10 protein-coding genes are annotated in these 13,307 nt (G+C 58.7%); 6 read left to right on the top strand and 4 right to left on the bottom strand.

The annotated features are described in order from the left end of the window. Positions 1–172: 172 nt before the first annotated feature. Positions 173–3,061: a ribonucleoside-diphosphate reductase subunit alpha gene (locus RGU44_RS13645; RefSeq protein WP_322181148.1), complete on the bottom strand. Its 2,889-nt coding sequence runs from the start codon at positions 3,059–3,061 to the stop codon at positions 173–175. A 723-nt stretch (positions 3,062–3,784) separates the two neighbouring features. Here RGU44_RS13645 and RGU44_RS13640 point away from each other — a divergent pair. Both RGU44_RS13640 and RGU44_RS13635 read left to right on the top strand, forming a co-directional pair. Beyond that, a complete protein-coding gene (locus RGU44_RS13640) occupies positions 3,785–4,525 on the top strand; it encodes a response regulator transcription factor (RefSeq protein ID WP_322181146.1) in 741 nt (246 codons plus the stop codon). A gap of 4 nt (positions 4,526–4,529) precedes the next feature. Beyond that, complete coding sequence (locus tag RGU44_RS13635; protein ID WP_322217532.1) at positions 4,530–6,140, top strand: ATP-binding protein; 1,611 nt, start codon at positions 4,530–4,532, stop codon at positions 6,138–6,140. Between the two features lies 1 nt (position 6,141). Here the strand turns inward: RGU44_RS13635 and RGU44_RS13630 are convergent, their stop codons facing one another. Both RGU44_RS13630 and RGU44_RS13625 read right to left on the bottom strand, forming a co-directional pair. After that, entirely contained in the window at positions 6,142–6,870 is a 729-nt protein-coding gene (locus tag RGU44_RS13630) for a 4'-phosphopantetheinyl transferase (protein ID WP_322181142.1), read from the bottom strand. Between the two features lie 232 nt (positions 6,871–7,102). After that, positions 7,103–7,891, bottom strand: a complete 789-nt coding sequence (locus tag RGU44_RS13625; RefSeq protein ID WP_322181140.1) for a dienelactone hydrolase family protein — start codon at positions 7,889–7,891, stop codon at positions 7,103–7,105. A 183-nt stretch (positions 7,892–8,074) separates the two neighbouring features. Here RGU44_RS13625 and RGU44_RS13620 point away from each other — a divergent pair, with 183 nt between their 5' ends. The 3 genes from RGU44_RS13620 to RGU44_RS13610 all read left to right on the top strand — a co-directional run bounded on the left by RGU44_RS13620 (position 8,075) and on the right by RGU44_RS13610 (position 10,485). Then, positions 8,075–8,338 (top strand): hypothetical protein, encoded by a 264-nt coding sequence (locus RGU44_RS13620; protein ID WP_322181137.1) that lies wholly within the window; start codon positions 8,075–8,077, stop codon positions 8,336–8,338. A gap of 126 nt (positions 8,339–8,464) precedes the next feature. Continuing rightward, positions 8,465–9,142: a response regulator gene (locus tag RGU44_RS13615; protein ID WP_322181135.1), complete on the top strand. Its 678-nt coding sequence runs from the start codon at positions 8,465–8,467 to the stop codon at positions 9,140–9,142. Further along, on the top strand, positions 9,139–10,485 hold the full coding sequence (locus RGU44_RS13610) for an ATP-binding protein (protein ID WP_322181133.1): 1,347 nt from the start codon (positions 9,139–9,141) through the stop codon (positions 10,483–10,485). The genes RGU44_RS13615 and RGU44_RS13610 overlap by 4 nt, the downstream gene beginning before the upstream one ends. 50 nt (positions 10,486–10,535) lie before the next feature. Here RGU44_RS13610 and RGU44_RS13605 read toward each other — a convergent pair whose 3' ends face one another. Next, on the bottom strand, positions 10,536–11,534 hold the full coding sequence (locus tag RGU44_RS13605) for an AraC family transcriptional regulator (protein WP_322217531.1): 999 nt from the start codon (positions 11,532–11,534) through the stop codon (positions 10,536–10,538). A 341-nt stretch (positions 11,535–11,875) separates the two neighbouring features. On the opposite strand from RGU44_RS13605, the gene RGU44_RS13600 reads away from it, so the two are divergent. Continuing rightward, positions 11,876–13,231 (top strand): dicarboxylate/amino acid:cation symporter, encoded by a 1,356-nt coding sequence (locus tag RGU44_RS13600; protein WP_322181129.1) that lies wholly within the window; start codon positions 11,876–11,878, stop codon positions 13,229–13,231. Positions 13,232–13,307 lie beyond the last annotated feature (76 nt).

The raw sequence follows: 13,307 nt of genomic DNA, 5'->3' as shown, positions 1-13,307 counted from the left end.
AGGGCCAGTCTGCTGGACTGGCCTGTGGATCTTTAGGTGTGTTGCTTGCGTTACGTTTGCTGCACGCAAAAAACATAAAATTGTAGGGCTCAGAGGCCCTTGATGTTGCTTTCAATACCCGCACTGCAAAACAACGCGGGCGCCACTCAGACTCGTGCGACGCCCGGATGAATTATTGGCAGGCTTCGCAATCCGGCTCATCGATAGCGCAGGCTTTAGGCACTGGCGCTGGACCGGCAGGGGCGGCGAGTACGGAGTCGTCGCCGTGGTTGCCGCTCGAGACTGCGTTGAGCTTGCTGGTGCTGATGGTCGACTTCTCGGTGCTGGTCGCGGCCAGGGCACGGAGGTAGTAAGTGGTTTTCAGGCCACGGTACCAAGCCATGCGGTAGGTCACGTCGAGCTTTTTACCCGATGCGCCGGCGATGTACAGGTTCAGCGATTGCGCCTGGTCGATCCATTTCTGGCGGCGGCTGGCGGCGTCGACGATCCACTTGGTGTCGACTTCGAACGCAGTGGCGTACAGGTCTTTGAGTTCCTGCGGGATGCGGTCGATTTGCTGTACGGAACCGTCGTAGTACTTCAGGTCGTTGATCATGACCGAGTCCCACAGACCGCGAGCCTTGAGGTCGCGAACCAGGTACGGGTTGATCACGGTGAACTCGCCGGAGAGGTTCGATTTCACGTACAGGTTTTGATACGTCGGTTCGATTGACTGCGACACGCCAGTGATGTTGGCGATGGTTGCGGTCGGTGCGATGGCCATGATGTTGGAGTTACGAATACCTTTCTGTACACGGGCACGGACAGGCGCCCAGTCCAGGGTTTCGTTCAGGTCAACGTCGATGTATTTCTGGCCACGTTGTTCGATCAGGATCTGTTGCGAATCCAGCGGCAGGATGCCTTTGGACCACAGCGAGCCCGGGAACGTCTGGTAAGCGCCACGCTCATCGGCCAGATCGCAGGAAGCCTGGATCGCGAAGTAGCTGACAGCTTCCATCGAACGGTCGGCGAACTCGACCGCAGCGTCGGAGGCGTACGGGATGTGCTGCAGGTACAGCGCGTCCTGGAAGCCCATGATGCCCAAGCCGACTGGGCGGTGCTTGAAGTTCGAGTTCTTCGCTTGCGGCACCGAGTAGTAGTTGATGTCGATCACGTTATCGAGCATGCGCACGGCGGTATTGACGGTGCGCTCAAGCTTGGCGGTGTCAAGCTTGCCGTTGACGATGTGGTTCGGCAGGTTGATCGAGCCCAGGTTGCAAACGGCGATTTCGTCCTTGTTGGTGTTCAAGGTGATTTCGGTGCACAGGTTCGAGCTGTGGACCACGCCGACGTGCTGCTGCGGGCTGCGCAGGTTGCACGGGTCTTTGAAGGTTAACCATGGGTGGCCGGTTTCGAACAGCATCGAGAGCATCTTGCGCCACAGATCTTTGGCCTGGATGGTCTTGAACAGTTTGATTTTGCCTGGGTACTGGGACAGGGCTTCGTAGTACTCGTAACGCTCTTCGAAGGCCTTGCCGGTCAGGTCGTGAAGGTCTGGCACTTCCGATGGCGAGAACAGGGTCCACTGGCCGTCATCGAAGACGCGCTTCATGAACAGGTCAGGGATCCAGTTGGCGGTGTTCATGTCGTGGGTACGACGACGATCATCACCGGTGTTCTTGCGCAGTTCGATGAACTCTTCGATGTCCATGTGCCAGGTTTCCAGGTAAGCACAGACCGCGCCTTTGCGCTTACCGCCCTGGTTGACTGCTACAGCGGTGTCGTTGACCACTTTGAGGAACGGCACGACGCCCTGGGATTTGCCGTTGGTGCCCTTGATGTAAGAGCCCAGCGCGCGAACCGGCGTCCAGTCGTTACCCAGACCGCCTGCGAATTTGGACAGCATGGCGTTGTCGTGAATGGCGTGGTAAATGCCCGACAGGTCATCCGGTACGGTGGTCAGGTAGCAACTGGACAGCTGTGGACGCAGGGTGCCGGCGTTGAACAGGGTTGGGGTCGACGACATGTAGTCGAAGGACGACAACAGGTTGTAGAACTCGATGGCGCGATCTTCTTTGTTCTTTTCTTCGATCGCCAGGCCCATGGCCACGCGCATGAAGAAGATCTGCGGCAGTTCGAAACGCACGCCATCCTTGTGGATGAAGTAACGGTCGTACAGGGTTTGCAGGCCCAGGTAGGTGAACTGCTGATCGCGTTCGTGGTTGATCGCCTTGCCCAGTTTTTCCAGGTCGAAGGTGGCCAGAATCGGGTTCAGCAATTCGTGCTGAATGCCTTTGGCGATGTAGGACGGCAGAGCCTTGGCGTACAGGTCGACCATTTCGTGGTGAGTGGCGCTGTCGGCCACTTCGAGGAAGCTCAAGCCTTCGGCACGCAAGGTGTCCATCAGCAGGCGAGCAGTCACGAACGAGTAGTTAGGCTCGCGCTCTACCAGGGTGCGCGCGGTCATCACCAGGGCGGTGTTGACGTCTTTCAGCGCTACGCCGTCGTAGAGGTTTTTCAGGGTTTCGCTCTGGATCAGGTTCGCATCGACTTCTTCCAGGCCTTCGCAGGCCTCGGTGACGATGGTGTTCAGGCGACCCATGTCCAGCGGCGCAAGGCTGCCGTCGGCGCGGGTGATGCGGATCGACGGGTGCGCTTGTACGGGGTCTTCGATAGAGCGAACAGCACGCTCTTTGGCGCGCGAATCACGGTAGATCACGTAGTCGCGGGCGACTTTTTGTTCGCCAGCACGCATCAGGGCCAGTTCGACCTGATCCTGGATTTCTTCGATGTGGATAGTGCCGCCAGAAGGCATGCGACGTTTGAACGTGGCAGTGACCTGTTCGGTCAGGCGCGCAACGGTATCGTGGATACGCGACGAGGCGGCAGCGGTGCCGCCCTCAACTGCGAGAAATGCTTTGGTGATGGCGACGGTGATTTTGTCATCGGTGTAAGGAACGACAGTGCCGTTGCGCTTGATCACGCGCAGCTGACCAGGTGCCGTAGCGGACAGATCCTGATGGGATTCGCCAGCCTGCGGCGCAGTGGCCTGCGGGTTCTCGCGGGTTGTGTCGGTTTGCATGGGTGTCTCCACGTTCTCTATGTTTGTTTGGGCACTGAATACGTGCCCACCGTTCCGTCTTGAGGCAGTCAGCCGACAAACGTCAGCTAAAAGACTTCAAAACGGATAAGGAAGGCTTTTGCCGCCATTCCCTGGCTTTGAAGTCGATGGTTTCGGGTCAATGCCCGCTACCGGAAATCTTTTGGAGGATGCTCGCTATTTGTTGCAACACGTGTGCCGTTTTGCCCCGATGGTTGAGGCAGAGCAGCGGCCATCCGCATCAGCGGTTGGTGTACTGAAAAATGCTTAAGTTCAACCAAACTGACACAAGAAAACTGCTTGAGTTTCTAGGTTGAAATGTGTTTGGTTTTTTGGCCTAAAACCCTACATGTAGGGTTTTTTTTGCGGCGAGATACAAGATAAAGCGTTTTGGGGATGGATTGCAACGTGGTCATTGTGGATAAAGCTGTGGGTATATTGTGTATGAAACAGGGAAGTCGGCTGTAGGCCGCGCCGCTGCTGGACTGCACCGCTTGTCACTGCTTTTTACTGTTTTCGCGGGTTTTTGCGGGCGCGAACCCTATCACAAAAAACACAGATAACAAGGGTATTCTGGCATGTCGTGTGCTTGGCGCGAGCGGTTGCTACAATCGCCTTCGATCTCGCCCTGACACCGGGTGTTTTGCGCGATGATTCGACAAAAGATGTCTCTATTAATAAGAACAATGGCAGCAGAGGTAACCCGTGGAGCAAGAAGCCTGGCAGGTGCTTATTGTCGAGGATGATCAGCGTCTGGCTGAACTGACTCGTGACTACCTTCAGAGTAATGGCCTGCGGGTAACCCTTGAAGGTGATGGTGCTTGCGCCGCTGAACGCATCATTGCCGAGCAGCCGGATCTGGTGATTCTCGACCTGATGCTGCCCGGTGAAGACGGCCTGAGCATTTGTCGCAAGGTGCGAGACCGCTATGACGGACCGATTCTGATGCTCACGGCGCGCACCGATGACACCGATCAAATTCAGGGGCTGGACATGGGCGCCGACGATTTTGTCTGCAAGCCGGTGCACCCTCGTGTGTTGTTGGCGCGCATTCATGCGTTGTTGCGGCGCAGCGAAGGGCCTGAACCCGAGGCGGCAACGAACCCGCGGCGGCTGGTGTTCGGCCCTCTGGTGGTCGACAACGCCCTGCGTGAAGCCTGGTTGCAAGGCAACAGCATCGAATTGACCAGTGCCGAGTTTGATTTGTTATGGCTGCTGGTGGCCAACGCAGGGCGGATTCTTTCCCGCGAAGAGATCTTCACGGCCTTGCGCGGCTTTGGTTATGACGGCCAGGACCGCTCCATTGATGTACGCATCTCACGGATTCGACCCAAGATCGGCGACGATCCGATTCATCCGCGCCTGATCAAGACCATTCGCAGCAAAGGGTATCTGTTCGTCCCGGAAGCGGCGCAAGACCCAACGTGTTACGTGCTGAACACCTGACGCCATGAACTCCATCTTCCTGCGTATCTACGGCGGCATGCTCGGTGTGTTGGTGCTGGTGGCGTTGCTCGGCGTGCTGGCCCTGCACCTGGTCAATCAGGTGCGCGGCGAGCAGTACCGCGAGCGCCTGGCCCACGGCACCTTCACCCTGATGGCCGACAACCTGCAACCGATGAACGCGATTGATCGTAATCGTTCGCTGGCGGTCTGGGAGCGTTTGCTGGGGATTCCGTTGACCCTGCAAACACTCAGCGAAGCCGGTCTCGACAGCGGTGACCATAGTCGCCTGCTGCGTGGGCAGGTGGTGGTCGAGCAAACCGGGCCCCATGCAGCCAAGGTGTACCGACTGGTCAGCGACGCGGAACCGTGGGTGTTGACCGGGGAGGTGCAGCAAATCAGTGAACAACTGGCGCGGGCGACGATTTATCTGCTGACCGACGAACTGGTGCGCTTCCCCATCGATGAACAACCCAGTCGCCTGGCCGCCTTGAAGCGGGACAAGGGCTTTGGTTTCGACATCAGTCTGATCCGTCTGGAGCAGGCTGATGTCGATGAGGACCAGCGACGTCGGGTCGATGAAGGCGATACCGTGATGGCGCTGGGCAAGGGCGGAGACTCGATCCGTGTGTTCGCCGGCATGGTCGGCACGCCGTGGGTCCTGGAGATCGGTCCCCTTTACCAAATGAACCCTTACCCGCCTGAGCTGCTGGTGCTGATTGCGTTTCTGGGCCTGTGTTTTATCGGGGTGGTGGTTTACTTGTTGGTGCGTCGGCTTGAGCGCCGCCTTTTAGGCCTGGAATCGGCCGCCACCCGCATCGCCAAGGGCAGCCTGGAAACTCGCGTGCCAACGGCCGGGGCTGACTCGGTTGGGCGGCTGGCGGCAGCGTTCAATGGCATGGCTGAGCATTTGCAACGTTCACTGGCGATGCAGCGAGAGCTGGTACGTGCGGTCTCCCATGAACTGCGTACGCCGGTGGCGCGTTTGCGCTTTGGCCTGGAAATGATCGGCCAGGCCTCCACGCAAGAGGCTCGGGATAAATACAGGCTCGGCATGGACAGCGATATTCAGGACCTCGACAAGCTGGTGGACGAGATGCTGACGTACGCGCGATTGGAGCAGGGTTCGCCGACCCTTAGCTTTCAGCGCATCGATCTGGATGCGCTGGTCAATCAGGTGATCGCCGAGCTGGCGCCGTTGCGCGCCAATGTCGCGGTCACGCGCGGGCAATGCCTGGCGGCGTCTGATAACGACGGGGCGTGGGTCGAGGCTGAGCCACGCTATTTGCATCGGGCCTTGCAGAATCTGGTGAGCAACGCCATGCGTCACGCCGAATCCAGGGTCAGCGTCAGTTATCAGGTCGGTCAGTTACGCTGTCGCATCGACATCGAGGACGACGGCCCCGGCGTCCCGGAAAGCGCTTGGGAGCGGATATTCACGCCCTTCATGCGTCTGGATGACAGTCGCACCCGGGCGTCGGGCGGGCATGGCCTGGGCTTGTCGATCGTTCGTCGAATCATTTACTGGCACAACGGTAGGGCGTTGATCAGTAAAAGCAAAAATCTAGGCGGTGCTTGCTTCAGTCTGGCGTGGCCGCGCCAGCAGGAAAAGCCCTGAGTCACAGGGCCGCGACGCTGACCAGACTCAGCAATTTGCCATTGTCCACGCGAAATTGCGCGTCCAGCTCTGTGCCGTTGCGCCACTCGCTGGACAGGTCGATCTGCAAACGCAGGCGGGCACTGCCACTGTCTGACCACTCCAGCAATTGCGCGTCTTTGAAGTAGAAACGCTTTTGCACGAGGGGGTAGATCGCCTTGAACAGGCTCTCTTTCGCAGAGAAAGTCAGGGTAACCAGCAGTGCAATCTGCGCATCCGGGCCTGCGGCCATGCGTTGCAATTCGTCGTCAGTCAGAATCTCCCCGGCCAGGCGCTGGGCGCGCTTGTGGTCGAGCAGGGGTTCCATGTCCAGGCCCAGGCCGCGCCATTGCTGCTGGTGGCCGACAATGGCCGCCGCCCAGCCGTGGCTGTGGGTAATCGAGCCCCGGACATCTGCTGGCCAGACCGGCGCGCGGTCCTCGCCGATGCTGGGTACATAGTGCCGGCCGTCCAACTGCTGCAAGGCTTCCCGAGCGCAAAGACGTCCCGCCAGAAACTCGGCCTGACGCTTGGCGACGGAGCGCTGAATACTGTGGGGCGACTCGATCAGGCAACGCTGAAAATCGCCATCAGCCAGATGGTGCGGATGGAACACGCCACTGACCAGGATCACGCCGGGCAGGGCTTGGGGCAGCGGCCAATGAGTGTCGAGTACGGGGCAGCAGGCGGGGAGTACTGGGGGTTGAGTCATGCCTTGCATTTTGCCGTGTCGGAGGCGGGCTGGGTAGGGGCACAGATTAATTGAACTGCGCCCCAGAAGTTGGACACCCATCCGATCTCTGGTGTGTGTCGCTGGGGCTGCGTCGGGCATAGATTAATTGTAGGAGCGGACTTGTCCGCGAAGGCGGTGTGCCAGATACACCGCGTTAAGTTATTCGCAGGCAAGTCACCCACATTAGATTGAGGCTGACAGGATCAAGTACTCAACCAAACACTTTCTTCAAGAATGCTTTCATGTCTGCCCACGAGCTCTCGTCGGCGGCTTTGTTGTAGCCGATGTCGGGGGCATGGTCGCCGTGGCTCAGGTGGTCGGCGTCGGGGTTGGTGAAGCCGTGTTTGGCGCCATCGATGCCGACGAATTTATAGTGGGCACCGGCTTTGTCCATTTCCGCTTTGAAGGCGATGACGCTGTCCGGGGTGACCATGCTATCGCTGTTGCCATGCTCAATCAGGAGTGGCGCCTTGACGCTGCCGGGGGTGGCCGGTGATTGGGTCGACAGCGCGCCGTGGAAAGACACCACGCCGGCCAGCGGTTCGCCGCGCCGGGCCGCATTGAGAACCACCGCGCCGCCGAAGCAGTAACCAATAGCGGCGATCTTGGCCGGATTGGTTTGCGCTTGTTTTTTCAGCTGTTCAAGCCCTGCATCGAAACGCTTGGCCGAGGCTGCGCTGTCTTTGGTCGCCTCCTGCATGAACGCCATGGCGTCCGTTGGGTGCTCGGTGTGCTTGCCTTCGCCGTACATGTCGATGGCCATGGCGCTGTAACCCAGTGCCGCAAGGTCGCGGGCGCGGCGTTTGGCGTATTCGTTCAGGCCCCACCACTCATGCACCACCAGGACCCCGGGGCGCTGACCCTTGATTGCGTCGTCGTAGGCGTAATAGCCGATCAGTTTGGTGCCGTCAGCACTTTGATAGTCGATGGTTTCAGTCTTGATCGCGGCCTGAGCCAGCCCGGCCAGGCTCATCATGATTAACGCAGTCCAGAAACGCATGGTGGGTTTCTCCTGTGATCGATAGGGAAAGTAGATTACGTCAAAAGAGCCTAGACGATTGTTCGGCCTTGGAGGTGGTGGGTCCGTTCAGCTTAAGTTCAGGCCGCGTTCAGTGGGGGTTCAGGGCCCGGTGATTAGTCTTGTGGCGTACCCCAACAGCGCCCGGCGCAAGAGGACATTCCCATGCTCACCTTAAATAAGCTCTTTTTTGCGTTGGCTTTTCTCGGCGGAAGCGCTACCGCACAGACCACTGACGGTACCAGCAAGCTCGTCCAGGGCAAGACCGGCGGGAGCGTCGATGCATACGGCGCCTATCTGGGAGCCGTCGCGGGTCACTATTACTCGAGTTATCCCAACGTCTCCGGTACGCATAACGGTATTCAGCTGAGCCAAGCCATCTTGCTCGGCAGCTTTGACCCTGGCCTGCCCTCCAACTACATCTTTTAACCGTTAACAGACTGGCGCTGGACATTTTTCGCCCAGCCCGCACACTTAACAGGCGAGGCGCTGTTCAACCGGTCATGTTGTATTTGCCTTAATCTTGAGAGGAATGATTTTGCCTGGGAGAGCCTCATGAAACTGCTGGTGGTTGAAGATGAGGCATTATTGCGCCATCACTTACAAACCCGATTGGCCGAGAGCGGCCATGTGGTCGAGGCCGTGGCCAATGCCGAGGAAGCACTGTACCAGGCGGGACAGTTCAACCATGACCTGGCGGTGATTGACCTGGGTTTGCCGGGCATGGGTGGGTTGGACTTGATTCGCCAACTGCGCTCCCATGGCAAGGCATTTCCGATTCTGATCCTCACGGCCCGTGGCAACTGGCAAGACAAAGTCGAAGGGCTGGCCGCCGGGGCGGACGACTATCTGGTCAAGCCGTTTCAGTTCGAAGAACTGGAGGCGCGGCTCAATGCCCTGTTGCGCCGTTCCAGCGGTTTTATCCAGTCGACCATCACCGCCGGGCCCCTGCTGCTGGACCTGAACCGCAAGCAGGCCTCCCTCGAAGAACAGCCGCTGGCGTTGACGGCCTATGAGTACCGGATTCTTGAATACCTGATGCGTCACCATCAGCAGGTGGTGGCCAAGGAGCGCTTGATGGAGCAGCTCTACCCCGACGATGATGAGCGTGATCCGAACGTGATCGAGGTGTTGGTCGGACGCTTGCGCCGCAAGCTGGAAGGCTCGTTGGGTTTCAAGCCTATCGAAACGGTGCGCGGTCTGGGGTATCTGTTCACTGAGCGCTGCCGATGATCCGTTCGCTGCGGCTGCGGTTGATGATGGCTGCCGCGCTGTTGGCGGTGATCTTCATGCTGGCGCTGTTGCCCGCGTTGCAGGGCGCCTACAGCCTGGCCCTGCAGGACTCCATTGAGCAGCGCCTGGCCTCGGACGTGACCACGATGATTTCCGCGGCCCGGGTCGAGGACAATCGTTTGTTGATGCCCCTGCTGTTGCCGGGCGAGCAATTCAATCTGTCAGACAGCCGCCTGTTCGGTTATATCTACAACCGTAATGGTGAGTTGGTATGGCGTTCGCGTGCCACCGAACTGGCAGGTATCGATTATCGCCCGCGTTATGACGGGACGGGGAATCAGTTCGGTAAAATCAAGAACGCCAAGGGCGATGAGTTTTTCGTCTATGACGTCGAAATCAAACTGCTCGGTGGCAGAAACGCAGCGTTCAGCATCGTCGCTTTGCAGCCGGTGCACGAGTATCAGGTGATCATTTCCGCGCTACGCGAGAAACTCTATCTGGGCTTCGGTGCGGCCCTGGTGGTTTTGCTCGCATTGCTCTGGATGGGCCTGACCTGGGGCCTTAAAGCGTTGAGGGGATTGAGTCAGGAGCTGGATCAGGTCGAAACCGGCGAGCGGGAAAGCCTGAGTGAGGAGCACCCCCTGGAGTTATTGCGCCTGACCGGCTCACTGAACCGCCTGCTACTCAGCGAACGCGAGCAGCGCATCCGTTACCGCGACTCGCTGGGCGACTTGGCCCACAGCTTGAAAACGCCGCTGGCGGTGCTGCAAGGCGTCAGCGAAACCATGGCCAAGCGTCCGCAAGACCTGGAGCAGGCACGCCTCCTGCAATCGCAGATCGAACGCATGAGTCAACAGATCAGTTACCAGTTGCAGCGCGCCAGCCTGCGCAAAAGTGGCCTGGTGCGGCACCATGTGGTGTTGCGGCCGGTGGTCGAAAGCCTGTGCAATACCCTGGACAAGGTCTATCGCGACAAGCAGGTCAACGTCTGCCTTGATCTGCCCGACGGATGCCAAGTGGCGATGGAGCAGGGCGCTTTGCTTGAAATGCTCGGTAATCTGCTGGAAAACGCCTATCGCCTCTGTTTGGGCCGAATACGCATCAGCCTGCGCGCATCGCTGTCCGGTGACGAGTTGTGCGTCGAAGACGATGGCCCCGGCGTGCCAGAGAGTCAGAGGGCGCGGATTCTAGAGCGTGGTGAGCGGCTGGATCGGCAGAATCCGGGGCAGGGCATTGGCCTGGCTGTGGTCAAAGACATCATTGAAAGCTACAACGCTCGCCTGACCCTGGAGGACTCTCCTTTGGGTGGCGCCGCATTCCGGATTCATTTTCCGGCCAGATGAAGCGTCCTGCCGCATTCGCGAATGGCTTCACGCCTCCATCATGCGAACCGTCAGACCTCCTGAGCCCGGTAAGCCCCGGGTGTCAGTCCGGTCCACTTCTTGAACGCGCGATGAAAGGCCGACGGCTCGGAAAAACCGAGCTGTTCGGCAATCTGCTGCAATGACAGGTCGGCGCGGCTCAAGTGATAAATCGCCATGTCGCGGCGCAGTTGATCCTTCAACCCCTGAAAACTCGTGCCTTCTTCACGCAGATGCCGGCGCAGGGTCTGTGGGCTGATGTGCATCTGCTCGGCGACGCCGTCTAGATCGGGCCAGCGGTTGCAGTCACGACTGAGCAAGCGTCGCAGCTGATTGCTCAGGCTGTCGCCATCGTCGGGACGGGCCAGCAGATCGGCGGGCGAGCGTTCGAGAAAATGCTTGAGCGTGCGTTCGTCCTGCAGCAGCGGCATGCTCAGGTAGCGTGCGTGAAACAGCAGACTGCTGGTCTCGGCGTTGAACAGGATCGGGCACGGGAACAGCAGGTCATATTCGCCGCTGTGCTCCGGCCTGTCATAACTGAATGTCGCGTGCTCCAGGCGGATGCGCTGGCCGATCAGCCAACTGCCGAGCCGGTGCCAGATCACCAGCAGGCACTCGCTGAGAAAATGGTCCGGGTCGCGCAGTGCCGAGTCGTCCAGGCTCAGCCGCGCCCAATCCCCTTCTCGACGCAAGCTCAGGCGCGGCGCGTCGGGGAACAAGCCATAAAACAACAGACCGCGTGCGAGTGCCTTCTCCAGGCTGCGACAGTGAATCAGCGCATGGCACATCATGGCGAATGTGCCGCGCTTGCTCGGGCCATGGCCGAAGCCCATGTATTCATCGTCCATTTGCTGCCAGACCAATTGAATCAGGCGAGCAAACTGTTCCGGAGCGATGCGGGCACGAGGCTCGCTCAACAGCTCAGACTGGATCCCCGATTGTTGCAGCAAGCTCGAACAATCGATGCCACGTCGTTGCATGCCACCGAGAGCAGCGCGGGCGAAGTGACTGGCGATCGTACGTTGGCGCATAAGGTGCTCATCCTGGGAACGGCCGATGGTAGTCATCGCACGGGCAACGGACAAGGCGGATACCCGCCAATGCAGGGGGTATTTTTGCGGTATATGGCGGAAATCCGCCATGTTTTCAGCCATTACCAATGTGTAAGGTGCGTCATAGCTTACGGGGTAGTTGATCTAGAGCGGTTTTGTCGAAAGTGGCACGCGCCCTGCAATAATACCGGTAGAGATTTGCGAAGGGGCTGCCCGCGCAACTCGCCAAAACAAATCCCTCCAGTGCAGGAGGGTTAGCGCTTTATGGCGTCGCACGCATCAGATGGATGATGACCGGCGATGCTCTTGAGGAACTTGCAATGACGACTCGTCAGCCGCTGTATAAATCCCTGTATCTCCAGGTCATCGTAGCCATTGTCATTGGCATTCTGATCGGCCACTTCTACCCTCAAGCCGGTGTGTCGCTCAAGCCGTTGGGTGACGGGTTCATCAAACTGATCAAAATGATCATCGCTCCGATCATTTTCTGCACGGTCGTCAGCGGTATCGCTGGCATGCAGAGCATGAAGTCAGTCGGTAAAACCGGCGGTTATGCGCTGTTGTACTTCGAAGTCGTTTCTACCATCGCGCTGCTGATCGGTCTGGTCGTGGTTAACCTCGTTCAGCCGGGTGCTGGCATGCACATCGACGTGGCGACGCTGGATGCTTCCAAGGTCGCGGCCTACGTTGCTGCAGGCGCTGACCAGAGCATCGTCGGCTTCCTGCTCAACGTTATCCCAAGCACTATCGTTGGCGCTTTTGCGACGGGCGATATCCTGCAAGTACTGATGTTCTCGGTGATCTTCGGTTTTGCCTTGCATCGCCTGGGTGCCTACGGCAAACCGCTGCTCGACTTCATCGATCGTTTCGCCCACGTGATGTTCAACATCATCAATATGATCATGAAGCTGGCTCCGCTGGGTGCTTTTGGCGCGATGGCTTTCACCATCGGCGCTTACGGTGTCGGTTCGCTGGTGCAACTCGGTCAATTGATGCTGTGCTTCTACATCACCTGCGCACTCTTCGTACTGATTGTGCTGGGTGGTATCGCTCGCGCTCACGGCTTCAGCATACTCAAGTTGATCCGCTACATCCGTGAAGAGTTGCTGATCGTGCTGGGCACGTCTTCTTCGGAGTCCGCTCTGCCGCGCATGCTGATCAAGATGGAACGCCTGGGCGCGCAGAAGTCGGTTGTCGGTCTGGTTATTCCGACGGGTTACTCCTTCAACCTGGACGGTACTGCGATCTACCTGACCATGGCTGCCGTGTTCATCGCCCAGGCGACCGACTCCCACATGGACATCACTCACCAGATCACCTTGTTGGTGGTGTTGTTGCTGTCCTCCAAGGGCGCAGCCGGCGTTACCGGCAGTGGCTTCATCGTGTTGGCCGCCACCCTGTCCGCCGTTGGCCACTTGCCAGTTGCCGGTCTGGCGCTGATCCTGGGTATCGACCGCTTCATGTCCGAAGCCCGCGCACTGACCAACTTGGTCGGTAACGCTGTTGCGACTTTGGTTGTGGCCAAGTGGGTTAACGAGCTGGACGAAGACAAGCTGCAAATCGAACTGGCTTCCGGTGGTCGCGGGATCTCCAACACAGGCCCAGAAGATGATCTGGGCGTGAATGAAGGCCCGATTCCAGCGACGGTATCCAGCACCGCGCCTAAAACTGCATAACGCGGCGCAGGTATAAAAAAACCCATCTTCGGATGGGTTTTTTTATACCTGCCGATTGATCGAATCAGTCAGCGAC

It is taken from the genome of Pseudomonas sp. 5C2 (assembly GCF_034314155.1).
GTDB lineage: Bacteria > Pseudomonadota > Gammaproteobacteria > Pseudomonadales > Pseudomonadaceae > Aquipseudomonas.
The sequence above is the reverse complement of the archived record's forward strand: the minus strand, read 5'-3'. Positions and strand labels throughout refer to the sequence as shown.